Origin of the sequence: Rhodanobacter sp. FW104-R8 (genome assembly GCF_001617365.1) — a bacterium.
GTDB lineage: Bacteria > Pseudomonadota > Gammaproteobacteria > Xanthomonadales > Rhodanobacteraceae > Rhodanobacter.
In genome coordinates this window covers 1-22,966 of sequence record NZ_LVJR01000020.1, presented here as the reverse complement: position 1 = coordinate 22,966, position 22,966 = coordinate 1, and the positions used below count along the sequence as shown (strand labels likewise).

21 protein-coding genes are annotated in these 22,966 nt (G+C 70.4%); 8 read left to right on the top strand and 13 right to left on the bottom strand.

Annotated elements, in window-relative coordinates; genetic code table 11:
• Window positions 1-51: 51 nt before the first annotated feature.
• Entirely contained in the window at window positions 52-432 is a 381-nt protein-coding gene (locus RHOFW104R8_RS17785) for a hypothetical protein (protein ID WP_235604367.1), read from the bottom strand.
• Here RHOFW104R8_RS17785 and RHOFW104R8_RS05245 point away from each other — a divergent pair.
• Complete coding sequence (locus RHOFW104R8_RS05245) at window positions 418-1,380, top strand: aspartyl/asparaginyl beta-hydroxylase domain-containing protein (RefSeq protein ID WP_235604368.1); 963 nt, start codon at window positions 418-420, stop codon at window positions 1,378-1,380. The genes RHOFW104R8_RS17785 and RHOFW104R8_RS05245 overlap by 15 nt on opposite strands.
• Window positions 1,381-1,475: 95 nt before the next feature.
• Here RHOFW104R8_RS05245 and grxD read toward each other — a convergent pair whose 3' ends face one another.
• The 4 genes from grxD to RHOFW104R8_RS05225 form a co-directional block, all read right to left on the bottom strand.
• Window positions 1,476-2,399 (bottom strand): Grx4 family monothiol glutaredoxin, encoded by a 924-nt coding sequence (gene grxD, locus RHOFW104R8_RS05240; protein WP_068093014.1) that lies wholly within the window; start codon window positions 2,397-2,399, stop codon window positions 1,476-1,478.
• A gap of 81 nt (window positions 2,400-2,480) precedes the next feature.
• The gene (locus tag RHOFW104R8_RS05235; RefSeq protein WP_068093016.1) at window positions 2,481-3,347 is read right to left on the bottom strand and encodes a UDP-2,3-diacylglucosamine diphosphatase; all 867 of its coding nucleotides are present in this window, start codon (window positions 3,345-3,347) and stop codon (window positions 2,481-2,483) included.
• A 93-nt stretch (window positions 3,348-3,440) separates the two neighbouring features.
• Window positions 3,441-4,052, bottom strand: coding sequence for an SGNH/GDSL hydrolase family protein (locus tag RHOFW104R8_RS05230; protein ID WP_068093018.1), 612 nt, complete (start codon window positions 4,050-4,052; stop codon window positions 3,441-3,443).
• A gap of 7 nt (window positions 4,053-4,059) precedes the next feature.
• Window positions 4,060-5,304, bottom strand: a complete 1,245-nt coding sequence (locus RHOFW104R8_RS05225) for an aminotransferase class I/II-fold pyridoxal phosphate-dependent enzyme (protein WP_068093021.1) — start codon at window positions 5,302-5,304, stop codon at window positions 4,060-4,062.
• Window positions 5,305-5,473: 169 nt separating this feature from the next.
• Here RHOFW104R8_RS05225 and rsgA point away from each other — a divergent pair, with 169 nt between their 5' ends.
• The 4 genes from rsgA to aceE all read left to right on the top strand — a co-directional run bounded on the left by rsgA (window position 5,474) and on the right by aceE (window position 13,264).
• A complete protein-coding gene (rsgA, locus tag RHOFW104R8_RS05220; protein ID WP_068093023.1) occupies window positions 5,474-6,529 on the top strand; it encodes a ribosome small subunit-dependent GTPase A in 1,056 nt (351 codons plus the stop codon).
• 126 nt (window positions 6,530-6,655) lie between these two features.
• Window positions 6,656-7,939 carry a flavohemoglobin expression-modulating QEGLA motif protein gene (locus tag RHOFW104R8_RS05215; protein ID WP_068093027.1) on the top strand — a complete coding sequence of 428 codons (1,284 nt, stop codon included), beginning with the start codon at window positions 6,656-6,658 and terminating at the stop codon, window positions 7,937-7,939.
• A 112-nt stretch (window positions 7,940-8,051) separates the two neighbouring features.
• Complete coding sequence (locus RHOFW104R8_RS05210; RefSeq protein ID WP_068093029.1) at window positions 8,052-10,343, top strand: NADP-dependent malic enzyme; 2,292 nt, start codon at window positions 8,052-8,054, stop codon at window positions 10,341-10,343.
• A gap of 206 nt (window positions 10,344-10,549) precedes the next feature.
• Complete coding sequence (aceE, locus tag RHOFW104R8_RS05205) at window positions 10,550-13,264, top strand: pyruvate dehydrogenase (acetyl-transferring), homodimeric type (protein ID WP_068093031.1); 2,715 nt, start codon at window positions 10,550-10,552, stop codon at window positions 13,262-13,264.
• A gap of 52 nt (window positions 13,265-13,316) precedes the next feature.
• Here aceE and RHOFW104R8_RS05200 read toward each other — a convergent pair whose 3' ends face one another.
• From RHOFW104R8_RS05200 to RHOFW104R8_RS05180, 5 genes are all read right to left on the bottom strand, one after another.
• A complete protein-coding gene (locus tag RHOFW104R8_RS05200) occupies window positions 13,317-14,930 on the bottom strand; it encodes an MFS transporter (RefSeq protein ID WP_068093034.1) in 1,614 nt (537 codons plus the stop codon).
• A 92-nt stretch (window positions 14,931-15,022) separates the two neighbouring features.
• Entirely contained in the window at window positions 15,023-15,352 is a 330-nt protein-coding gene (locus RHOFW104R8_RS05195; protein WP_068093036.1) for a hypothetical protein, read from the bottom strand.
• A gap of 88 nt (window positions 15,353-15,440) precedes the next feature.
• The gene (locus tag RHOFW104R8_RS05190) at window positions 15,441-16,109 is read right to left on the bottom strand and encodes a glutathione S-transferase family protein (protein ID WP_068093040.1); all 669 of its coding nucleotides are present in this window, start codon (window positions 16,107-16,109) and stop codon (window positions 15,441-15,443) included.
• Between the two features lie 37 nt (window positions 16,110-16,146).
• Window positions 16,147-18,000, bottom strand: a complete 1,854-nt coding sequence (locus RHOFW104R8_RS05185; protein ID WP_201028728.1) for a family 43 glycosylhydrolase — start codon at window positions 17,998-18,000, stop codon at window positions 16,147-16,149.
• A gap of 47 nt (window positions 18,001-18,047) precedes the next feature.
• Window positions 18,048-18,965: an arginine deiminase-related protein gene (locus tag RHOFW104R8_RS05180; RefSeq protein ID WP_068093043.1), complete on the bottom strand. Its 918-nt coding sequence runs from the start codon at window positions 18,963-18,965 to the stop codon at window positions 18,048-18,050.
• A gap of 121 nt (window positions 18,966-19,086) precedes the next feature.
• On the opposite strand from RHOFW104R8_RS05180, the gene RHOFW104R8_RS05175 reads away from it, so the two are divergent.
• Together RHOFW104R8_RS05175 and RHOFW104R8_RS05170 are read left to right on the top strand one after the other, a co-directional pair.
• Window positions 19,087-19,818: a hypothetical protein gene (locus RHOFW104R8_RS05175; protein ID WP_068093046.1), complete on the top strand. Its 732-nt coding sequence runs from the start codon at window positions 19,087-19,089 to the stop codon at window positions 19,816-19,818.
• 46 nt (window positions 19,819-19,864) lie between these two features.
• Window positions 19,865-20,335, top strand: a complete 471-nt coding sequence (locus RHOFW104R8_RS05170) for a DUF6491 family protein (RefSeq protein ID WP_068093048.1) — start codon at window positions 19,865-19,867, stop codon at window positions 20,333-20,335.
• Between the two features lie 3 nt (window positions 20,336-20,338).
• Here RHOFW104R8_RS05170 and RHOFW104R8_RS05165 read toward each other — a convergent pair whose 3' ends face one another.
• From RHOFW104R8_RS05165 to RHOFW104R8_RS16885, 3 genes are all read right to left on the bottom strand, one after another.
• Complete coding sequence (locus RHOFW104R8_RS05165; protein WP_068093052.1) at window positions 20,339-21,160, bottom strand: ferritin-like domain-containing protein; 822 nt, start codon at window positions 21,158-21,160, stop codon at window positions 20,339-20,341.
• A 135-nt stretch (window positions 21,161-21,295) separates the two neighbouring features.
• Entirely contained in the window at window positions 21,296-21,712 is a 417-nt protein-coding gene (locus RHOFW104R8_RS05160; RefSeq protein ID WP_068093056.1) for a universal stress protein, read from the bottom strand.
• 29 nt (window positions 21,713-21,741) lie between these two features.
• Window positions 21,742-22,203: a glycine zipper 2TM domain-containing protein gene (locus tag RHOFW104R8_RS16885; protein ID WP_082823542.1), complete on the bottom strand. Its 462-nt coding sequence runs from the start codon at window positions 22,201-22,203 to the stop codon at window positions 21,742-21,744.
• 229 nt (window positions 22,204-22,432) lie between these two features.
• On the opposite strand from RHOFW104R8_RS16885, the gene RHOFW104R8_RS05150 reads away from it, so the two are divergent.
• A complete protein-coding gene (locus RHOFW104R8_RS05150; protein ID WP_068093058.1) occupies window positions 22,433-22,888 on the top strand; it encodes a hypothetical protein in 456 nt (151 codons plus the stop codon).
• The last annotated feature ends 78 nt before the right edge of the window (window positions 22,889-22,966 follow it).

Here is a 22,966-nt window from a genome sequence, read left to right as displayed (position 1 = left end):
ATGCTTGCCGTCCGCAAGCCGTGCCAGACGCGCATGGTCGCGCATCGCCCGTCAGGCAAACCCACCATGAATGAACAGCTGCTCGATACGTCGCATTACCGTGAGCGCGCGCGTTTCGCCTTGAATCACGGTGACGAGCTGGTGGCGGAGCAGGCTTTCGTGCGCCTTCTTGGCATCGAACCGACCGACCTCGAGGCATTGCAGTTCCTGGCCATGCGCGAGCTTGCGACTGGCAAGGCGGATCGGGCGATCGAGCATCTGCTTGTTGCGCACCAGGCACACCCGCAAAGCGTGGGCGTGCTGCATCAACTGGGCACGGCCCGGATGGTGGCGGGTGACAACGCGGGCGCCACCGGCGACCTGCGCAGGGCGCTTGATCTCGAGCCGCAGCTTTTCACCGTACGGCTCCGACTCGGCGTGGCGCTGGAGCATCTCGGGCACTCGCACGAAGCGCTGGTGGCGTATTTCGCTGCGATCAGCTCTGCGCAGGCGCAGGGGCGCTGGCTCAGCGACGCGAGCACCGCGCCGGGGATGCGCGACGCGGTCAAGCACGCCATGCGCTACGTCGATGCCGGCCGGCATGCCTTGTTCGACGGCATCCTGGAGCCGCTGCGCGAACGCTACGGCCGTTCGGAACTGCGGCGCGTCGAACAGTGCCTGGCGATCTACCTGCACGAGCAGCCGGCGGACCTGCCCGATCCGCGGCAACAGCCGAAGTTCCTGTATTTCCCGGGCATCCCCAGCCAGCCCTACTATCCGCGCGAACGCTTCCCGGAATTCGAGGCGCTGGAGGCCGGCACCGCGGCGATCCGCGCGGAGCTGCGCGCGGTGCTGGAGCGGCCGCGCGACCTGGAGGCCTTCCTCAAGGTCGACTCGCCGCAGGACATGGGGACCATGCTGCGCGCCTCCGGAGCGCAGCAGGCGGCGTGGGACGCCTACTTCTTCTACCGGCACGGCCAGCGCTACGACGCGCACTGCACCCGCTGCCCGCAAACCGCCGCGCTGATCGAGCGGATGCCGCTGTCGCGCATTCGCGAGCACGGGCCGGAGACGCTGTTCTCGGTGTTGCGGCCGGGCACCCATATCCTGCCGCACCGCGGCGTCACCAACGCGCGGCTGGTCACCCATCTGCCGCTGATCGTGCCGCCGGATTGCGCGCTGAACGTGGGCGGCGAGGTTCACGAGTGGCAGGAGGGCCGCTGCGTCACCTTCGACGACACGTTCGAGCACGAGGCGTGGAACCGCAGCGGCGAGACGCGCGTGGTGCTGATCATGGACTGCTGGAATCCCGACCTGAGCGAAGCCGAACGCGCCGCGCTTGCCGAACTGGTCGCCGGCATCGGCGATTTCAACCGGAGCTGCGACCTGCCCGGGGACTGAGCCGGGGGGAGCAGTTCGCGCGGAATGCCCGATCGCCGGCAAACGGAAGGCCTCGTGCCGGGGCCTTCCGCGACGCGATGCGGTCGGCCGGATGATCAGTAACGCGGCACGCCCGGGTCCACCTCGCGCGCCCACGCGTCCATGCCGCCCTCGACGTTGTACACGTTGACGAAGCCGTGCGCGGCGAAGCGCTCGGCCATGGCGCGGCTGGACATGCCGTGGTGGCAGATGAAAGCCAGCGCGGTGTCCTTCGGCAGGCCGGCGAGGGCCTCGTAGCCTTCCTCCTCCAGCACCCGCGCCCGCGCCAGCGGTGCGGCGATGGCGCGGCCGGCGGCGGGGCGCACGTCGATCAGCACGAGGTCGTTGGCGGCGAGGCGGTCCCGCAGCTGCTGCACGCTGAGCGGCTTGATCTCCTGCGCACCGGGGAACTTCAGGCTCAGGCCCTCGCCCTGCACGGTGGAGACCCAGTCGATCACGATGCCCTTGGCGCGCTGCGCGCTGGCCGGGTCGAAGTGCACTTCGAGGCCGTTCGCATGGGCCACGATGTCGTGTTCGCCGGCCGGCGCCAGCTGGAAGCCGGCGCTGTGGTCGGGGCCGATCTCCAGGTGCAGCGCCACGCCCTGCGCGTTCGCGGTGCCTTGGCGGATCGCCTCGGCGGCGGCGTCGGTGATGGTGATTTCCGGCGGCGTGCGATCCGGCGCGGCGAGGCCGAACAGCTGGTGCAGCTCGCCGCTGCCGTACATCTGGCGGATGATGTCGGCGCCGCCGACCAGCTCGCCCTCCACGTACAGCTGCGGGATGGTGGGCCAGTCGCCGTAGGCCTTGATGCCCTCGCGGATTTCCGGATCCTCCAGCACGTTGACTGTGTGGTACTCGGGCAGCAGCTCGTTCAGCGTGTTGGTGGCCGCCGCGGAGAAGCCGCACATCGGCTGCTGGCGGTTGCCCTTCATGAACAGCACCACGCGGTGGTCCTTGAGCAGGGTTTCGATACGTTCGCGGGTGGCGCTGTCGAGGGACATGGGGATAACTCCGGCAGGGAAGACGGCCATGATACGCCGCCCCGATATGCGGGGCTCCCGCCGGCCTTCAAGGCCGCCCGCTCAGGCGGCGCGATGCAGCTCGCCCGGGTCCGGATCGCCGCGGCGCGCCGTGCCCAGCGGCGCCAGCGCCAGCACCGCGGCGGGCGAGGGCCACACCCGCTCGCGGCTGGCGCGGCCCAGCGCGGTGGACTGTTCGCTCCAGTGGATCAGCTCCATCGCGCCGGCGTGGTCCTCGACCAGTACGGTGCAGTGCTCGACCCAGTCGCCGTCGTTGAGGTAGAGCACGCCGCCCAGCTCGCGCACGTGGCCGAAGTGGATGTGCCCGCAGATATGGCCGTCGAAGCCGCGCCGCAGCGCGTCGTCGGCGACGCGCTGCTCGTAGGCGCGGATATACGCCAGCGCCTTGCCCACGTGCGACTTGACGATGATCGACAGCGGCAGGTACGGCAGTTCCAGCCGTCGCCGCAGCGCGTGCAGCCGGCGGTTGCTCCAGCAGATCAGGCGATGCATCGCCTCGCCGAGCAGCAGCATCCAGCGGCGGCCGATCCGCTCGGGGTCGAACTCGTCGCCGTGGCTGACCCGGTAGCGGCGGCCGTCGGCACCCACGTGCACGGCGTCCAGTTCGATCCGCACGCCCGCGAAGTTCTGCCCGTGCAGGCCGCGCATGGGCGCGTCGTGGTTGCCGGGGATGTAGACCACCTCGACCCCGCGGCGCGCCAGCGCCAACACCTCGGCGATCACCGCGCTGTGCTCGGCATGCCACCAGTGGCGCCGGGACAGCGCCTCCAGGTCGACGATGTCGCCGACCAGGTAGAGCTTTTCGCAACGCAGCCGGCGCAGGAAGTCGAGCAGGTAGGCGGCCTTGCAGTCCGGCGTGCCCAGGTGCACATCGGAGATGAAGGCGCTGCGGCAATGGAAGCTGTTCATGGCACGGTCCCCGGTGGTGGCCCGGGGCGCCAGTGTGCGATCGCCACGTCACCGTGCGATGGCGGACAGATTGCAGCGCGGTTGCGGCGGCGGCTACGAATCCAGGGCGGCGCGCACCGCCGGCTCAATCGCCTCCGCCCACAAGGCGTATTGCGCGGCCGAGGGGTGCAGGCCATCGGCAGCGAGCAGCTCGGGATGCCGGCGCGAGATGCCGGTGATGTCGGCGAAACCGGCGCCGGTGCGCCTGGCTTCGACGCGGGCGATCGCGTTGTAGGCGTCCAGCTCGGCGCCGATGCGGGCGGGGTCCCGATCCTGTTCGCGGGCGAAGCGGGTGACGCCCCAGTCCGGGATCGACACCACCACCACGCGGCTGGCGCGCTCGCCGGCCAGCCCGACCGCACGCACCAGCAGGCCGGCGAACTCGCCGCGGTAATCCTCGGCCGGGCGGCCGCGGTACTGGTTGTTGACGCCGATCTGCAGGCTGACCAGGTCGTACGGCGGCACCAGCGCGGCGGCGTTCATGCCTTGCGCCAGTTCGTCGGTGGTCCAGCCGGTGACGGCGACGATCCGCGGTCCGTCGAGCGGGATGCCGGCCTGGCGCAGGCGTTGCGTCAGCGTGGCCGGCCAGTTTTCGTGCGCGGCCACCGCTTCGCCGATGGTGTAGGAGTCGCCGAGGGCGAGGAAGCGGGGAAGCGCGGCCGGCATCGTGGGATCAGGCGACCGCGGCCGACCGCGGCAACTGCTCGCGCGCCATCCGCGCCAGTACCCGCTCGATCCGCACGAACACCTCCTGCAGCTGCGCCGGCGGCGGCAGCAGGGTGAGCCGGAAGTGGTGGCTGCACGGCACGTTGAAGCTGCTGCCTGGCACCACCAGCACCGACTCCTCCTCCAGCAGGCGCAACGCGAAGGCCTCGTCGTCGAAGTGGGCGATGCGGTCGGCGCGTACCTGCGGGAACGCATACAGCGCGCCCTGCGGCGCCGCCAGCTCCAGGTAGTCGCTGGCGGCGACGCCTTCCAGCACCAGGCGGCGCGCCTCGTGCAGGCGGCCGCCGGGCGCGGTGAGGGCGCTGATCGTGGGCGCGGCCTGCAGCGCCGGCGGCACCGCCCATTGCGCGGTCACGTTCGCGCACAGGCGCAGCGCGGCGAGCAGCTGCAGCGCGTCGCGGTAGGCCGCGGTGTGGGCGGGGTTGCCGGACAGGCTCGCCCAGCCGACCCGGTAGCCGCAGGCGCGGTGCACCTTGGACAGGCCGCCGAAGCTGAGGCAGGGCACCTCGCCGGCCACTTCGGCCAGCGGCTGGAAGCTGGCCCCGTCGTACAGGATCTCGTCGTAGATCTCGTCGGACAGCAGCAGCAGCCGGTGCCGTGCCGCGATATCCACCAGCCGCTGCAGCAGCGCGCGCGGATACACCGCGCCGGTCGGGTTGTTCGGGTTGATCAGCACCAGCGCGCGGGTGCGCGGGGTGATCAGCGCCTCGACCTCGTCCGGATCGGGCAGGTGGCCGTCACGGGCCAGGCAGCGGTAATAGCGCGGCTGGCCGCCGTTGAGGATGGTGGCGGCGCTCCACAGCGGGTAGTCCGGGCTGGGCAGCAGCACCTCGTCGCCGGGCTGCAGCAGCGCGCGCAGGCTGAGGTCGATCAGCTCGCTGACGCCGTTGCCGATGAAGATGCGCTCGGGTTCGACGCCGCGCGCACCCCGCGCGCGCTGCTGCGCGGCGATCGCCTCGCGGGCCAGCTCCAGCCCCTGTTCGTGGCCGTAGGCTTCGCTGTCGTGCAGGTGGCCGGCGATCGCCTCGCGCAGGTGCGCCGGTGCCGCGAAACCGTAGCGGCCGGGGTTGCCGATGTTGAGCTTGATGATGTCGAGGCCAGCGGCCTCCAGCTCGCGCGCGCGCCGGGTCAGTGCGCCGCGGATTTCGTAGCGCACGTCCGCCAGGTGCGCACTGGGGGTAATTGGAGCCAACGCCGGAGTCCTGAACGAGTGGGGGTGGGCCGGCGGCAACCGCCGGCAAGAGGGATGCTAGCAGCGTGATGCAGTGCAGCGCGAGGGTCCCGTGAGGCAATTTCCGGTTCATCCTCGGGCCATCCCGGGGCAGGGCATAATCGGCGAACCGTGCCGACTGATCCTTCCCATGAGTGACGCCGAAACGATCGAACGCCTGCGCCGCATCGGCTGGCGCGGCGAGGCCCTGCCGGCCGGCGGCCTGCGCCTGGCCCGGGTGGTGGCCCAGCATCGCGCCGGCTACGAGCTGCACGACGGCGCGAACCTGTTCGGCGCGCAGCCGGACGGGCGTTTCCTCAAGCGCGGCCTCGATCCCGCCGAGCGGCCGGTGGTGGGTGATTTTGTCGAGGTCGCCGCCGGCACCCCGCCGCACATCGTCAGCGTGCTGCCGCGGCGCACGGTACTGTCGCGGGCGGCCGCCGGCGAGCGCTACGAGCGGCAGCTGATCGCCACCAACATCGACTACGTGCTGGTGCTGACCGGGCTGGACGGCGACTTCAACCCGGCGCGGATCGAGCGCTACCTGTCGCTGACCGAGGATTCCGGCGCGCAGCCGGTGGTGCTGCTGAGCAAGCTGGACGTGCGCGAGGACGCCGCGGCGCAGGTCGCGGCCCTGCGCGCGCGGCTGCCCGCCGGCACCCCGATCCATGCGTTGAACGGCAAGGACCCGGCCAGCGTGGCCTCGCTGGCGGCGTACCTGCAGCCGGGCGACAGCGCGGTGCTGGTCGGCTCCTCCGGTGCCGGCAAGTCCACCCTCACCAACACCCTGCTCGGCACGGCGCGCATGGCCACCGCCGCCGTGCGCAGCCACGACAGCCGTGGCCGCCACACCACCACCCACCGCGCCCTGCTGCAGCTGCCCTCGGGCGGCTGCCTGATCGACACCCCGGGGATGCGCGAGCTGAAGCTGACCGGCGAGGAAAACCTCGACCTGTTCGCTGACATCGGGCTGCTGGCCGAACAATGCCGCTTCGCCGACTGCGGCCACGGCAGCGAGCCGGGCTGCGCGGTGCAGGCGGCGCTGGACAACGGCGAGCTGACCGCGGCGCGCTGGCGCAACTACCTGAAGCTGCACGACGAGCGCGAGGAGCAGGCCGCCACGCTGGAGGCGCGCCTGCGCCGCCAGCGTGGCGGCCGACCGATCGAGCGGCCGCACGGGCATCGCGGGCGGCACGAGCGGGAGTGAGCCGGTGGGCGAGCCGCGGATACGGGATTTCGACGCGCTGCCGGAACGACAGGGCCCGGCAGCCCATGCAGGAGATCGAGGGCAGATGACGGCAGGGCTTGGCATGTCGAAGCGCGCGGGGCGCCGGTGAGCGCGCCCGCGACGGACGCCGCGCTGCAGCGCTACGCGGCGCTCGACCAGCGCCTGCTGGCGGCGGTGCGCGGCATCCGCATCCTGCCGACCGTGGCGTGGCCGGCCTCGCTGGAGAACCGCATGATCGCGGATTACAGCAAGGGCCGGTTCGCGCTGCCGCAGGTGGACTACGTGCGGCCGGACCTGGCCGCGGCGCGCGCCGAACTGGCCGCGATCGAGACGGCCGCAGGCGGCGGCGACGCGGCGGACATCGATCCGCTGGGCGACTACCTGCGGCGCACCGCCGAGTCGTGGCGGATCGCCGCGGAGATGCTGGAATCGGTCGGCACCAGCGGCTTCACCGCGCCGTCGATCGTGCTGTACGGGCGTCCGGACGACGCCATCCCCGGCAGCCAGCGCAGCAACCTGGACGCGGCGCGCTACTTCGTCGAGCTGTCCGACGAGCTCGGCGCGGACCTGTTGGCCGACGACACCAGCGTGAACATGCCGGCCGACGAGCTGCGCGCGGACCTGGCCGCCACGCTGGACGCGTTCTTCGGCGCCGGCACGATCAAGGTCGAGGTCGACCCCGAGCTGACCGCCAAGGCGGCCGCCGGCGCCACCCGCATCCGCCTGCGCGGCGGCACCTGCTTCAGCGAATACGACCGCCACCAGCTGTTGGCGCACGAGGCGTTCGTGCATTCGCTGACCGCGCTGAACGGCCGGCGGCAGCCGCTGCTGGCCTCGCTGGCGCGCACCTCGCCGCGGGTCACCGCGACCCAGGAAGGCCTGGCGGTGTTCGCCGAGCTGATGTCCGGCGCGATCGACATCGCGCGGCTCAAGCGCATCAGCCTGCGCATCCTGGCCATCGACATGGCGCTCAACGGCGCCGATTTCGTGGAGGTCTACCGCTATTTCAGCGCCTGCGGGCAGAGCGCGGCGGACAGCTTCCACTCGGCCCAGCGCGTGTTCCGCGGCGTGCCGCCGGGCGGCGGCGTGGCGTTCGCCAAGGACAACGTCTACCTCTCCGGCCTGCTCACCGTGCACACGTTCTTCCGCTGGGCGCTGAAGCAGCGGCGGATGGACCTGCTGCGCCACCTGTTCGCCGGCAAGCTGACCCTGCACGACGTGGTGGCGCTGCAGCCGCACTTCGCCTCCGGCGCGATCCTGCCGCCGCGCTGGCTGCCGCCGTGGATGCAGCACGTGCACGGGCTGGCCGGCAAGCTGGCGTTCTCGGTGTTCATCAACGGCATCCACATGAACCGGGTGCAGGGCGACGAACTGCTGCAGGGCGGCTGAGACGTGTCGTCGCGTCGCAGGTGCCGGCCAGGCAGGTCCGCCCCGGTGCTAACATCACAGGCCATTCCCCGTCGAGGCGCTCGCCGCCCCCTTCACCCCTAAAAAAGCATCCATGAGCCTTCCCGAAGAACTGCGCCTCGCCGCCCTCGAGTACCACCGCCTGCCGCGCCCCGGCAAGATCAAGGTCACCCCGACCACCTCGTTGCTGACCCAGCGCGACCTGTCGCTGGCCTATTCGCCCGGCGTCGCCGCGGCCTGCGACGCGATCGTCGAGGATCCGACCACGGCGGCCGAGTACACCGCGCGCTCGAACCTGGTGGCGGTGATCACCAACGGCACCGCGGTGCTCGGCCTGGGCAACATCGGGCCGCTGGCGGCCAAGCCGGTGATGGAAGGCAAGGGCGTGCTGTTCCAGAAGTTCGCCGGCATCGACGTGTTCGACATCGAGATCGACGAGAACGACCCGGACAAGCTGGTCGACATCATCGCCAGCCTCGAGCCGACCTTCGGCGGCATCAACCTGGAGGACATCAAGGCGCCGGAGTGCTTCATCGTCGAGCGCAAGCTGCGCGAGCGGATGAAGATCCCGGTGTTCCACGACGACCAGCACGGCACCTCGATCATCGTGGGCGCGGCGCTGGTCAACGCGCTGGTGGTAGTCGGCAAGAAGATCGAGGACATCCGCGTGGCCACCACCGGCGCCGGCGCGGCGGGCATCTCCTGCCTCGACATGCTGGTGGCGCTGGGCGTGAAGCCGGAGCACATCCTGGCGTTCGACCGCCACGGCGTGCTGCACAACGAGCGCACCGACCTCGACCCCGACAAGCAGCGCTACGCGCGCGACACCAAGGCGCGCACGCTGGCCGAGATCGTCGAGGGCGCGGACGTGTTCCTCGGCCTTTCCGCCGGCGGCATCCTGAAACCGGAGATGGTCGCCACGATGGCCGCGCGGCCGATCATCTTTGCGCTGGCCAACCCGAACCCGGAGATCACCCCGGAGGAGGCGAAGGCGGTGCGGCCGGACTGCATCATGGCCACCGGCCGTTCGGACTACCCGAACCAAGTCAACAACGCGCTGTGCTTCCCGTACCTGTTCCGCGGCGCGCTGGACGTGGGCGCCACGGTGATCAACGAGCCGATGAAGATCGCCTGCGTCAAGGCGATCGCGGCGCTGGCGCGGCGCGAGTCGTCCGACGTCAGCGCGCGCGCCTACGGCGGCAAGCCGCCCAGCTTCGGCCCGGACTACCTGATCCCGCAGCCGTTCGACCCGCGCCTGCTGCTGCAGCTGCCGCCGGCGGTGGCGCAGGCGGCGATGGATTCGGGCGTGGCGACGCGGCCGATCGCGGACTTCGCCGCCTACATCGACCAGCTGACCAGCTTCGTGTTCCGCACCGGCCTGCTGATGAAGCCGGTGTTCGAGCGGGCCAAGTCCGCGCCGTGCCGGCTGGTCTACGCCGAGGGCGAGGAGGAGACCGTGCTGCGCGCGGTGCAGGTGGTGGTCGACGAAGGGCTGGCCAAGCCCATCCTGATCGGCCGCCCGGAGGTGATCGAGAAGCGCATCAAGCGCGCCGGCCTGCGCATCCGCCCGGGCGTGGACGTCGAGATCTGCAACATCAACTCCGACCCGCGCTTCGACGACTACTGGCAGCACTACCACCGGCTGATGGAGCGCCGCGGGGTGACCCCGTCGATGGCCAAGGCGGTGGTGCGCTCGCGGCCCACCGCGATCGCCTCGCTGATGGTCGAGCGCGGCGAGGCCGACGCGATGATCTGCGGCCTGGTCGGCCAGTACCAGGGCAAGCTGCGCTACATCCGCGACATCATCGGGCTGGATGCCGGCGTGGTGGAGCCGTCGGCGATGGCCGCGGTGGCCACCGACAAGGGTACCTTCTTCTACCTCGACACCCATGTGCAGGACGACCCCTGTCCCGAGCAGATCGCCGAGGCGACGTTGCAGGCCTCGATCCGGCTGAAGCTGTTCGGCATCACGCCGAAGATCGCGCTGCTGTCCGGCGGCAACTTCGGCAGCCTCGATACCTGCGGCGCGAAGAAGATGCGCAAGGCGCTGGAACTGATCCGCGCCCGCGCGCCGCGGCTGGAGGTGGAGGGCGAGATGCAGGCCGACGTGGCGCTGGTGCCCGCGCTGCGCGAGAAGCTGTTCCCGAACTCGCGGCTGGAGGGCAAGGCGAACGTGTTCGTGTTCCCGAACCTGGACGCGGCCAACATCGCCTACAACATGACCCGCATGCTCTCCGACGGCGTGGTGATCGGGCCGATCCTGATGGGCGTGGCCAAGCCGGCGCACATCCTGATGCCGCAGTCGACCGTGCGCCGGGTGGTGAACATGAGCGCGGTGGCCTGCGTCGAGGCGCAGATCCGCGCGGCGAATCGCCACACGGGCTGACCGGGCCGGGCCGCTCCGGACGAGCGACCGACCCATCGCCGCCAACCCATCGCCGCCGACCCGTCGCCATCCGCCGGCGCATGGATGCCGAATTGGCGGCCTTCGGGTCCAGCGGCTAGACTTGGACGTTGATCCCGCCGCGGTCCTCGGCGGCGGGGTGTCCCCCTTCAAGCATGGGCGCTGCAACGGCGCCGCGGAGAATCTTCATGGATCAGCTCGACGATATCCTCAACCAGGACATCGACCCCACCGAAACCCGTGAGTGGATCGACTCGCTCGATGCGGTGATCCATCACGACGGCACCGAACGCGCGCATTTCCTGCTGGAGAAGATGGTCGATACCACCCGCCGCTCCGGTGGCCATCTGCCGTTCGACCCGACCACCGCCTACGTCAACACCATCGCGCCGGCGAACGAGGCCAAGAGCCCCGGCGACGCGGCGATGGAATGGCGCATCCGCTCGCTGATCCGCTGGAACGCGATGGCGATGGTGGTGCGCACCAACCGCAAGCCCGGCATGTTGGGCGGCCACATCGCCAGCTTCGCCTCCTCGGCCACGCTGTACGACGTGGGCTTCAACCATTTCTGGCGCGCGCCCAGCGCCGAGCATCCTGGCGACCTGATCGGCTACCAGGGCCACATCAGCCCCGGCATCTACGCGCGCTCCTTCCTCGAAGGCCGCATCAGCGAGGAGCAGATGGACCTGTTCCGCGCCGACGTGATCGGCGGCCAGCGCTCGCTCACCTCCTACCCGCACCCGTGGCTGATGCCCGACTACTGGCAGATGCCCACGGTGTCGATGGGGCTGGGCCCGATCCAGGCGATCTACCAGGCGCAGTTCTTCCGCTACCTGGAGAACCGCGGCCTGGTGCCCAAGTCCGACCGCAAGGTGTGGTGCTTCCTGGGCGACGGCGAGGTGGACGAGCCCGAATCGCTCGGCGCCATCGCGCTGGCCGGCCGCGAGCGGCTGGACAACCTGATCTTCGTGATCAACTGCAACCTGCAGCGCCTGGACGGCCCGGTGCGCGGCAATGGCAAGATCATCCAGGAACTGGAAGGCGTATTCCGCGGCGCCGGCTGGAACGCGATCAAGGTGATCTGGGGTTCCTACTGGGATCCGCTCCTGGCGCGCGACAACGACGGCGTGCTGCGCAAGCTGATGATGGAAACCGTCGACGGCGAGTACCAGGCCTGCAAGGCGTTCGGCGGCGCGTACACGCGCGAGCACTTCTTCGGCAAGTACCCGCAGACCCGCGAGATGGTCGCCAACCTCAGCGACGACGACATCTGGCGCCTCAACCGCGGCGGCCACGATCCGCACAAGGTCTACGCCGCCTACCACGCGGCGGTGAACACCAAGGGCATGCCCACGGTGATCCTGGCCAAGACGGTGAAGGGCTACGGCATGGGCATCGGCTCGGGCGAGGCGGAAAACCCCACCCACCAGCAGAAGAAGATGACCGGCGACGCGGTGCGGCACTTCCGCGACCGCTTCCAGATCCCGATTGCCGACGACAAGCTCGACAGCGTGCCCTACTACCACCCTGGCGCGAACTCGGCCGAGGTGGAATACATGGCGGAGCGCCGCCGCGCGCTGGGCGGCCACCTGCCGCAGCGCCGCCGCCGCACCGACGTGCCGTGCAAGGCGCCGGAGCTGTCCGCCTTCGCGCAGATCACCGCCGGCACCGGCGAGCGCGAGATCTCCAACACCATGGCGCTGGTGCGCGGCATGAACCTGTTGCTGCGCGACAAGCAGCTCGGCCCGCGCGTGGTGCCGATCGTGGCCGACGAGGCGCGCACCTTCGGCATGGAAGGCATGTTCCGCCAGATCGGCATCTACGCGCCGTTCGGCCAGAAGTACCGCCCGCAGGACGCCGACCAGCTCTTGTACTACCGCGAGGCGCAGGACGGCCAGGTGCTGCAGGAAGGCATCTCCGAGGCCGGCGGTATGTCGGCGTGGATCGCGGCGGCCACCAGCTACTCGGTGTCCAACCAGCCGATGCTGCCGTTCTTCATCTACTACTCGTTCTTCGGCTTCCGCCGCGTGGGCGACCTGATCTGGGCGGCCGGCGACCAGCGCGCGCGCGGCTTCCTGATCGGCGCCACCGCCGGCGCCAGCTTCCCCGGCGAGGGTCTGCAGCACTCCGACTGCGCTTCGCAGCTGATGGCCGGCACCGTGCCCAACTGCCGCGCCTACGACCCCACCTGGTCCTACGAGGTGGCGGTGCTGCTGCATCGCGGCGTGCAGGAGATGTACGAGGAGCAGCAGGACGTCTTCTACTACATCACCACCACCAACGAGAACTACACCCATCCGGACATGCCCGAGGGCTGCTACGACGGCATCGTCAAGGGCATGTACCTGTTCCGCGATTCGGGCGCCGGCACGGCCAAGGGCAAGGGCAAGAACGGCGCGCCGCGCGTGCAGCTGATGGCGGCGGGCGGCTCGCTGATCGAGGCGATCGCCGCGGCCGAACTGCTGGATGCCGACTTCGGCGTGAAGGCCGACGTGTGGTCCTGCCCCAGCTTCAGCGAACTGTCGCGCGACGGCTTCGACTGCGAACGCTGGAACCGCCTGCATCCGGAGGCGAAGGCACCGCGCGTGCCCCACGTCGCGCAGTGCCTGGACGGGCACGACGGCCCGGTGATCGCCGCCAGCGAGTACGTGCGCGGCGTGGTGGACCAGGTGCGCGCGTTCGTGCCCGAGGGCCGCTCCTTCACCGCGCTGGGCGCCGACGGCTACGGCCGCTCGGACACCCGCGAGCACCTGCGCGAGTTCTTCGAGATCAGCCGCTACTGGATCGCCCACGCCGCGCTGGCCGCGCTGGCGAAGGAAGGCAAGGTCAACGCCAAGGACGTGGCGCGCGCGATCCGCGAGTACAAGCTCGACCCGGACAAGCCGAACCCGCTGACCGTCTGAGCGCCCTGCGCGATCCGAAAAGCCGCCCCGAGGGGCGGCTTTTCGCTGTGGGCTATTCCGCCGACAGCGCCTGCTGGATCGCCTCCAGCCCGTGCCCGCGCGTCTCGATGCCGCTGCGCGCGAGCATCCAGCCGGCCACTGCCATCGGCAGCGCGATCAGCAGCGCCGACAGCATGAAGTGCTCGAACAGGCCGGCCACGCCGATCACCGCGCCCAGGATGCCGCCGAACTTCGAGCCCCCGGCGATCAGCCCCGCGCCGGTGCTGCGCAGGTGCACCGGGTAGATCTCCGCCGCATACGGGATCAGCGTGGCGATCACCCCGCTGATGCTGAGCAGCAGCGCCACCGTGCCGACGATGGTCAGCGTCGTCGAGTGCAGGTTGGCCAGCGCGATCGCGAAGAAGAACAGCAGGGACAGCGCGGTCAGCCCGATGAACAGCACCAGGGTGCGGATGCTGCTCCAGCGCTGGTAGAACCACACCACCACGCCGATGCCGGGCAGTGCCAGGATCGCCGAGCGCGCCAGCAGCGCGGCGCTGGCCTGCGCGTCGATGCCCAGGTTGACCAGGTTTGCCGGCAGCCACAGCAGGAAGCCGAAGTTCGCCAGCCCCCAGGCCACCGCGCACACCATCAGCCCCCAGCTGATCGCCGCATGCCTTCCGCGCAGCAGCTGGCGCATGCCGATGCGGGCAGAGGCATGCGGGTCGGGTCGGGCCGCTTCGCCCGCGGCGTGGACAGGCGCAGCCGTCGGTGCCGCCGTGCCCGAGAACCGCTGCAGCACCGCGCGGGCCTGATCCTCCAGGCCGGCCAGCGCGAGGAAGCGCGGCGATTCGGGAATGTAGCGGTTGAGCAGGATGATCAGCGTGCCGGTGGGCAGGTTGAGCAGCCACAGCGCGCGCCAGCCGAAGCCGGGTTCGACCAGGGTCGCGGCGCCGGAGGCGAGCAGGTAGCCGGCCGAGGTGCCGACGCCGCCCAGCGCCACCAGCAGCCAGCCGCGATGGCGGGTCGGGATGGTCTCCGCCATCAGGGTGAAGGTGATCGGCAGCATGCCGCCGGCGGCGGCGCCCATCATGAAGCACATCACCAGGTTCCAGCCGAACGCCGGCATCGCGCCGCAGATCGAGGTGCCCATGAACATCAGCGCCGACAGCAGGATCGTCGCGCGGCGGCCGAACAGGTCGCCGAGGCGGCCCCACACCACCGAGCCGATCACGGTGCCGGTCAGCGCCGACAACGCCAGCAGGCCGGCGGTCGAGGCGCCGATGCCGTACTCCACCGACAGCCCTGGCATCACGAAGCCGATCGTCGCCGGCTTCATCACGTCCACCGCCAGCGCGATGGTCAGCACGGTCACCAGCTTCCAGTGCTCGCGGTTGAGTGGTACGTGGTCGGCGGCGTGGAACGGCAGCGGGTCGCGGTCGGGATGCAGCGTGCGCCGCATCTGTTCCAGCCGCGGCATCAGGCCGTAACCGGCGAGCAGCACGCCCAGCGGCACCAGCACCATCCCGGCCAGCATCGCGTTGTCCATCGGCATGCCGGCGAGCTGGTAGTGCATCGGCGCGGCCATCGCCAGCATCGGCAGGTGCGCCAGCACGCCGGCGATCACCATGGCGCAACCGAGCCAGAACGCCACCGGATGGTGGAAGGTGAGGTCCTTCGAACGCATGCATCGGCCAGCCTGACGTACAGGCTACCAGCATAGCAGCGGCGGACGGGCGTCCGCCGGCGCGCGCCGCGCCCAGGCGGCGCGCGCCGCGTTCATTCGTCGTCGTTGCGGAACGCGCGGCGCAGCAGCAGGAAGGCGCCGAGCGTGCCGGCGACGATCGCCGCCGTGGCCAGCGGGTGGCGGCTTGCCTGGCGGCGCAGGCGGCGGTAGTGGTAGTTCGCCTCGTCGGCGAGATCCTCGGCCGCATGCGACAGCCGGCGGCCGTACGAATCGCCGCGCTGGTTCCAGCGTGAGCCCAGCTCGCGGCCCCGTTCGAACAGGGTATGCGCGCGCTCGGCGGCGCCGTCGGCGTAGCGGCGCGCCTGTTCGCCGGCGCGCTCGCCGGCGTCGCGGAGTCGGCTCTCGATATCGTGGTTGTGCATGGAGTGTTCTCCTCGTCGGCGGGCTTCCGAGGCTGCCAGGGCCCTCGTGAGCGAGGCGTAAACAGCGCCGCGCAGCGTCGCGCCCCGTTCAGCCGAGGCGGTATTCGCCGCCCTGCTGCAGCGCGCGCCGGTAAGCCGGCCGCGCGTGGATGCGCTGCAGGAAGGCGGCCAGCCGCGGGTAACGGTCATCCAGCCCGCCGCGCGCGGCGAACGCTTCCAGCGGGAAACTCAACTGGGTGTCGGCGACGCCGAACGTGTCGCCGCCGAACCACTCGCTCTTGCCGAGTTCGCCTTCGAGGTAATCCAGGTGCAGTTTCAGCTGCGGGTCGACGAAGCTGCGTTGCACCTTGCGCGCGATGCCTTTCGCGACCGCCTTCGTGAAGAACGGCATCGGCCTCGTCTCGATCCGGCGGAACACCAGTTTCAGCAGCAGCGGCGGCATCGCCGAGCCTTCGGCGTAGTGCAGCCAGTAGTTGCAGCGCAGCCGCGCGGGCGTGCCGTGCGCGGGGATCAGGGTGCCGGCGCCGTAGCGGTCGGCGAGGTATTCCACGATCGCGCCGGACTCGGCCAGGGTGAGCTCGCCGTCGGTGATCACCGGCGACTTGCCCAGCGGGTGGATCGCGCGCAGTGCCGGTGGCGCCAGCATGGTCTGCGGATCGCGCTGGTAGCACCTGATCTCGTACGGCACGCCGAGCTCTTCCAGCAGCCACAGGATGCGCTGCGAGCGCGAATTGTTCAGATGGTGGACGACGATCATCCGTGCATCAGAGCGCACGGCACGGGTGCGCGCAAGCTCAGGGTTGCAGCACGGCGGCCCGCGACAGCGTCGACACGCCGCGCTCGTCGAACGCCTCAACCGCCACGACGTATGTCACGCCCTTGTTCAACGCGCGCAGGGTCAGCCGGGTCGGCTGGTCGGCGAAGCGCTGCCAGGTCTCGTGCAGGCGGTCGGCGGCCAGCCCCCAGCGCACGTTGTAGCCGACCGCGCCGGGCACCGGCTTCCACACGATCTCGGCATCGCGGGTGTCGGCCAGGCGGCGGGCGGAGACCAGCACCGGTGCCGGCGGCGGCGGGCCGTCGGCGTTGCCGAACACGCGCAGGTCGGAGATCGCCAGCGTGCGTGCACCGACGTGGCCGTGCACGTAGCGCAGGTAGCGGATGCGCGCCGGATGCGCGAGCTCGAGGTAGGCGTTCGGGCGGTCGCGGGTCTCGTGCGAGAGGTCGGCCAGGGCGATCCATCGCTGGCCGTCCGCCGAGCCCTCGAGGCGGAACCGGGCGACGATGTCGGGCGCGTCGCCGTAGCGGCCGGACCGGTAGTCGGCGTAGTCCACCTGCACCGCGCGCACCGTGCGCAGGCCGCCGAGGTCGAGCGTGAGCGTCTGCCCGGCGGTGTTGCTTGCCGCCGCCCAGAACGTGCGCGGGTTCTCGTCGGCGACGGCGGAGGGCGGGTGCCCCGGCAGTTGCGACGAGGCGCGCGCGGCCTTGCGGTACGACAGCAGCATCCAGCCGGTGAAGGTGCTCTCCCCCTCGCGCAGGGCGCGGTCGGGCATGCGCTGGGGGAAATCGCCGAAGCGCGTGTCGACCCACATCTGGCCGTCCGCATGGAAGCCGGCGGGGAACAGCTCGACGCGCCGCTCGAACGTCCAGTTCAGGCCGACCCACATGGTGCCGCTGTTCCACCAGTTGCCCCAGGCATCCTGGAAGGTCGAGCCGTGGCCGGCGCCGGTGGCGAAGCCGCCGGGCTTGTAGCCGACCGGGTTGTACGGTGCGTAGGTGAACGGCCCGAGCGGCTTGCTGCCGACGTAGACGCCGGTGGCGTAGACGTTGTACTCGGTACCTGGCGCGGCGTACTGCAGGTAGTAGCGGTCGCCGTGGCGGTTCATCCAGGCGCCCTCGACGTAGGGCGCGATGCGGGTGTCGGTGTGGTCCCGGCCGAAGCGCTCCCAGCCGTGCGCGGCCGGATCGGCCCTGAGCAGCGGGGCCGGTTTCGTGGCGAAGGCCATCCGCTTGCCTTCGCCCTCGTCGGCGTGGTCCAGCGCCAGGTCGATCTGCGCGCCGTACAGCGGGAAGACGTTGGACGAATCCCAGTACAGGTAGGTCTTGCCGTCCTCGTCGCGGAACAGGCCCGGATCCCACGGCCCCGGCGGCAGGTCGCCCGGTTTCATTTCGCTCTCGTGGCCGGCCCACACCGCGCCCGGTACCGCGGGCAGCAGGCGCGTCCAGAACTGCCAGCGGCCGTGCGCCGGGTCGGTCGAGTACAGCAGCGGGCGCGGTTCCATCGCCGACGACATCAGGAACAGCTTGCCGTCGGCGACCAGGGTGGCCGGCGCCACCGGGCCATCGAACGGCGATCTGTCCGGCTGCACGAACCGCCAGTGCACCAGGTCGGTCGAGCGCCAGTAGCCGTCGGCCAGGGTTAGGAACAGGTAGTACGCATCGCCGTAGCGCACGAACGCGGGGTCCGCGCCGGTGCGGTACGAGATGCCCTGGTTCATTTGTTCGTAGTTGTAGCGGTAGTCGATGTCCAGCGGGTTGGCCCAGGTGCGTCCGCCCGTGACGGCGGGCGCGGCCGTCGCACCCGCCGCGGCCAGCAGGATCGCGGGCGCGATCAGCTGGAGCAGGCGCGTGCAAGGTATCGACGCTGGCATGCGCCGAGCATGCCCCGGCGATGCCGGCTGTGCAACGCGGACCAGCCTCAGTAGATCTCGCCCACGCAGCAGCGCAGGCTGCCGCCGGCCTTCTCGATTTCGCCCAGTTCCACCGCGCCCACCGCGAAACCGTAGCCGGCCAGCGCTTCGCGCTGGGCGTCGGTGAGCGAGCGGGCGGCGCGGGCGCTCATCCACACGCGGTCGTCGGAGAGGGTGATCGCGTTGCCGGCGAAGGCCTGCTTCTGCGCCGGGGTGAGCCGGATTGCGCGATCGCCGCAAGCATGGGCGATGGCCTGCGCGTCGGCCGGGTCGCGGAAGCCGTCGGCGGCGATGATCGCGGCGCGGCCGGCCAGCAGGGTCAGCACCACGTTGGTGTGGTACTCGGTTTCGGCCAGCTCGAAGCAGTACGTCAGGCGCAGGCCGAACGCCTGGTGCATCGCCTCGGCGCCGGCCAGGTCGCAGCGTTCGCTGAGGCCGCAATAACCGATGCCGCGGGCACGGTCGATGACCAGCGAACCGGTCAGCTCGGCAACCAGGTCGCTGCGGCCGGACAGGTCGATCTCGCGGTAGCCAAGCACGTTGCCGAAGAACCCGCGGATGTCCGCGCGCGCGGCCTCGCGCTGGCGTACCGGGTGGCGCATGCGGCCGACGATCAGCCGCCCCGGCGCGGTGGCGAACACGTTGTTCGGAAACACCGCGTCGGGCGTCGCCGGGTCGCCGGGAAAGGTGATCACCGGCACGTCCGCGCGCAGCGCCTGCGCCAGCGCAGCATGCTGGGCCAGCGCCTTGAGCGGGTCGACCGCGAGGCTCAGGTCCATGTAGCGGTTGTCGCGCGCCGATTCCTGCGCCAGGGCGAATTCGGCCGGCGCCACCATGAACGCGGCCCGCGCGGTCGCCGCGGCCTGCGGCAACGGCGCCAGTGCGGCATGGGCGTCGAGGAACGCGGTGCGCGAGGTGGTGATCAAGACGGGCTCCTTCCGGAAACCCGGAGGATATCCGCTGCCGGCCGGCCTGGCGCGGCGCCGGTTGCATGCCGGCGGCGGGTCGTTCCAAGCTAGCCTCCCGTTCCCGCCAGGCAGCCCGCCGATGAATCCCGACTTTTCCCGCTCCGCCGCCGTGGTTTTCTGTGTCGCCGCGCTGCTCGCCGGTTGCTCGCAGGGCGGGGCGCCGGCACCGGGCGCGCCACAGCAGGCGGCGCAGGCGCAGGCGGCGGATGCGGCGCGCAACCTCGACACCTACCGCCAGCTGCTGCGCATCCGCAACGACGAGATGGCGGTGTCGATGGGCAAGGACATCGTCAAGCGCTTCCCGGACAGCGACGCGGCGAAGGAAGTGCAGCAGACCCTGCCGGCGATCGAGCAGCGCTACGCCGAGGCCAGCGAGAAGAGCCGGCTGGCCGGGCTGTGGCTGTACCAGGTGGCGCCGATGGCCGGCGGCACGCAGTCCACCGCCGCCATCGAGAACAGCCAGCCCGCCGGCGGCGACCGTGTGCGGCTGGTGCTGCGCCGGCACACCGAGTGGGGCCAGAGCGTGTTCTTGTACGGCAGCAAGCCCGGCTTCGTCTGCCGCGGCAACTGCACCATCGCCGGCACCGCCGACGGCAAGCCGGTGCGGATCAAGGCGTTCGCGCCGTCTACCGGCGAGCCGGCGCTGATGGTCCGCGACGACAACGGCTTCATCGCGATGCTGCGCAAGGCGAAGAAGATCGCGCTGGACGTCACCCTGGTCGACGGCGAGAAGAAGCAGACCCTGGTCTACGAAGTGGCCGGCTTCGACCCGGCCAGGTGGGTTGCCGTCGGCAAGCAGAAAAAGAAGTAGCGGGGTACGCGAAAAGCCGTCTCGTGCGTTTTCATGCATCCCGCCGATGGAATCCGACGACGTGACCACCAAGACGCGGCTTCTGCTGGCGACGACCCTGGCCATCCTGCTCGGCGCCTGCACCGGCGCGCCCTACACGCAGCGCGTCAACGAGCGCCAGGCCGCGTATGCCGCCGCGGCCGGCGCGCCGGTGCGCAGCTTCCGCTACTCCAGCCTGTACACGTGGGAGCCGCTGGGCGACACCGAGCTGGTGGTCTACACGCGGCCGAACGAGGCATGGCTGCTCGACCTCGGCGGCTGCCACGAGCTGGAATTCGTCAACGCGATCGGGCTCACCTCCAACCTCGGCCAGGTGATGGTCGGCTTCGACAAGGTGCTCACCGGGGCGCGCAATTTCCCCTGCACGATCACCCGGATCCGCCCGGTCGACGTGAAGCGCCTGAAGGTCGCGCAGCAGGAGCAGCGGCAGATCGACAGCAAGGCGCGCAGCAAGGACCAACCTGCCGGATCGCCGTGAACGTCAGTGCAGGAACAGCTTCTCGGTGACCTTCGCCAGCGGCTTTTCCAGCGCGTTCTGCAGGCGCGCGGGCAGGTCCAGCGGCTTGAGCAGCATCTTCACCGTCATCGCGGCTGGAATGTGCCGGCGCAGCAGGCCCTGGGCGCGGTCGCTGATGCGGCGGAACTCGGCCTCGTTGCCCTGGTGCTGCGGATAGCACTGGTTGAACACGTGGCGCAGCGCGATGTCGCCGTCCTCGCTCTTGATCTCGTTGACCCGGCGCAGGATCACCCGGAACACCTGGTAGCGGCCGAAGCTCCCGCGCTCGCGGTACAGCCGGTAATGCTGGTAGAAATACTTGAAGTGGCGGACTTCGTCGCTCTTGATGTGGTTGGTCAGCAGCTTCAGCACCGGCTCGTCGGTGATCTCGTTGAGCGCGCGGTACAGGCTGGCGGTGCCGGTTTCCACCACGCAGCGCGCGGCCAGTTCCAGCCCGCGGTCGGGTTCGAGCTGCTCGGCGGTGCACACCGCGCCGTACTCCTGCCAGAACGAGGCGAAGCCCTTGTCCCAGTCGAACTCCGGCCAGACCCTCCTGACATAGGCGGCCAGCGCGCGGCCGTGCTGCAGTTCCTCCTGCTCCCAGTGCTGGCTGAGCCAGGTGCCCAGCTCTTCGTCGCCGGCGAAGTGGCGGACCAGGTTCTGCGTGTACAGGTCCGAGCCGCTCTCGACGAAGGACGAGCTGCACAACAGGAAGAACAGGTCCTCGTCGTGGCGTATGCGCGCAACCTCGATCCGGTCCAGATCGATGCTTTCCAGGGTCCAGGGCAGGGCGGTGGAATAACTCAAGCGGATTTCCCACAGGGCAAGGCGGTCGCCGGCCGTCGCGGCAGGCGACCGTGTGACGGAAAGATGACACAGGATACGACGCGGGCGCCGCGCCGGATTAACGCGGCCCGACTCGCACGACGGCGTCGCCGCACTTCAGCGCACCACCGTCACCGGCACATGGGCACGCGCCAGCACGTTGCCGGACACCGAGCCGAGCAGCCAGCGCGCCAGCGCGCCGCGCTCGGTGTGGCCGATCACGATGTGGTCCACGCCATGCTGCTCGACCTGGCTGAGCAGCACGTCGCCGGGGCTGCCGTGCACCACCTCCAGGTCGACCAGGTCGGCGGCGTCCGGGGCCAGCGCGGCCAGTTCGTCGCGCAGTTCCTGCACGCGTTGCGTGCCGGAGTCGGTCATCATCAGGGCGCAGAGGTCGGCGCCGCCCTCGACGACGCGCAGCACGGACACCGCCCGCACCCGGCCCCCGCAGGCTCGGGCCAGCGCGACGGCCAACCGGAAGGCCCGCTGCGAGGACTTGGAGCCGTCGTAGCCGACCAGCGAATACTTGAGCATGCGTCCTCCCTGCGCGTGGGCCAAGCCGCTCAGTCGGTGACTTCGTGACAGCGCCGCTCGGTATGCGTGTTCTTCGCCTGCTGGTGCTCCTGGACCTTCTTGCCGGCATAACCGCCGCCGACGGCCCCGGCCACGGTTGCCAGCGTGCGGCCCTTGCCGCCGCCGACCTGGTTGCCGAGCAGGCCGCCGGCCACCGCGCCGATCGCCATGCCGGCAATCTGGTTGTTGTCCTTCGGCGTGTCCTGTACCACGACGTCTTCGCACACCGTGCGGGTCTTCGGCTGGGCGGCGGCCGCGGCGGTGGGCTTGGACGCCTTGTGCTTGGTCGTGGTGTGATGTTTCGTCGTGGTGTGGTGCTTGGTCGTGGTGTGGTGTGGCGTGCCGGCCGTGCTCGCTGCTGTGGGCGAAGCGCTGCCGGACTGGGCCAGTACGAGCGGGGTCGCGGCGAGCAGCAGGATGAAACTCGCGGACAACACCAAATGCTTTCTCATGGCACCACCTCGTCGTCGGACCTGGCAGGCAGTCTGCGCGGAAGTTTGTTAGCGAAACATCAAGGATGCAGCGATGCATCCTACGACGACGTGCGGCGTGCCTGCACATGCCTGTCACGCCGGCTTGCCGATGCTCGATCGCGAGTCCGGGCGCACCGGACGGTTCGCGACGTGACGTCGCCTGCGCCGGCGTGAGGATCCCCCTCCGCCGCAATCGAAGGAGACAACCATGAACAGACACATTCTCGGCTTGACCCTGCTGCTGGCCTGTGCTGGCGGTGCGACGCTGCTGCCGGCGACCCCGACTCGGGCCGAAGGCGCGCAGGTGAAATGCGACCTCAGCTACAAGCTCGAGGGCTGGTCGCTGCTCTACAAGCATGCCGAGGGCAGCGGCACGATCACCTGCAACAATGGCCAGCGTGCGAACGTGAAGATCACGCTGGTTGGCGGCGGCCTCACGGCCGGCAAGTACCGCATCGACAACGGCAAGGGCGAGATCAGCAAGGTGCACGGCATCGCCGACGTCTATGGCGATTACGTGCAGGCCGGCGCCGAGGCCGGCGTGGTGAAGAGCGGTACCGTGCAACTGCTGACCAAGGGCACCACCTCGCTGGCGCTGTCCGGCACCGGCGAAGGCGTGAACCTGGGCATTTCGGTGGGCAAGTTCAGCATCAACGAGCGCTGACGCCCGCAATGACGCGGCGGGGGAGGGCGGCGGACGGCGCACCCTCCCCCCGCCGCGACGCGTAGACTGTGGCGGCTG

What these genes read in the sequence shown, in the direction of transcription:
- RHOFW104R8_RS17785 (WP_235604367.1), bottom strand. Translation starts at nt 432, where the DNA reads ATGCTCCAGCGCCACGCCGAGTCGGAGCCGTACGGTGAAAAGCTGCGG.
- grxD (WP_068093014.1), bottom strand. Translation starts at nt 2,399, where the DNA reads ATGTCCCTCGACAGCGCCACCCGCGAACGTATCGAAACCCTGCTCAAG.
- RHOFW104R8_RS05235 (WP_068093016.1), bottom strand. Translation starts at nt 3,347, where the DNA reads ATGAACAGCTTCCATTGCCGCAGCGCCTTCATCTCCGATGTGCACCTG.
- RHOFW104R8_RS05230 (WP_068093018.1), bottom strand. Translation starts at nt 4,052, where the DNA reads ATGCCGGCCGCGCTTCCCCGCTTCCTCGCCCTCGGCGACTCCTACACC.
- rsgA (WP_068093023.1), top strand. Translation starts at nt 5,474, where the DNA reads ATGAGTGACGCCGAAACGATCGAACGCCTGCGCCGCATCGGCTGGCGC.
- RHOFW104R8_RS05210 (WP_068093029.1), top strand. Translation starts at nt 8,052, where the DNA reads ATGAGCCTTCCCGAAGAACTGCGCCTCGCCGCCCTCGAGTACCACCGC.
- aceE (WP_068093031.1), top strand. Translation starts at nt 10,550, where the DNA reads ATGGATCAGCTCGACGATATCCTCAACCAGGACATCGACCCCACCGAA.
- RHOFW104R8_RS05200 (WP_068093034.1), bottom strand. Translation starts at nt 14,930, where the DNA reads ATGCGTTCGAAGGACCTCACCTTCCACCATCCGGTGGCGTTCTGGCTC.
- RHOFW104R8_RS05195 (WP_068093036.1), bottom strand. Translation starts at nt 15,352, where the DNA reads ATGCACAACCACGATATCGAGAGCCGACTCCGCGACGCCGGCGAGCGC.
- RHOFW104R8_RS05190 (WP_068093040.1), bottom strand. Translation starts at nt 16,109, where the DNA reads ATGATCGTCGTCCACCATCTGAACAATTCGCGCTCGCAGCGCATCCTG.
- RHOFW104R8_RS05185 (WP_201028728.1), bottom strand. Translation starts at nt 18,000, where the DNA reads ATGCCAGCGTCGATACCTTGCACGCGCCTGCTCCAGCTGATCGCGCCC.
- RHOFW104R8_RS05175 (WP_068093046.1), top strand. Translation starts at nt 19,087, where the DNA reads ATGAATCCCGACTTTTCCCGCTCCGCCGCCGTGGTTTTCTGTGTCGCC.
- RHOFW104R8_RS05170 (WP_068093048.1), top strand. Translation starts at nt 19,865, where the DNA reads ATGGAATCCGACGACGTGACCACCAAGACGCGGCTTCTGCTGGCGACG.
- RHOFW104R8_RS05160 (WP_068093056.1), bottom strand. Translation starts at nt 21,712, where the DNA reads ATGCTCAAGTATTCGCTGGTCGGCTACGACGGCTCCAAGTCCTCGCAG.
- RHOFW104R8_RS16885 (WP_082823542.1), bottom strand. Translation starts at nt 22,203, where the DNA reads ATGAGAAAGCATTTGGTGTTGTCCGCGAGTTTCATCCTGCTGCTCGCC.
- RHOFW104R8_RS05150 (WP_068093058.1), top strand. Translation starts at nt 22,433, where the DNA reads ATGAACAGACACATTCTCGGCTTGACCCTGCTGCTGGCCTGTGCTGGC.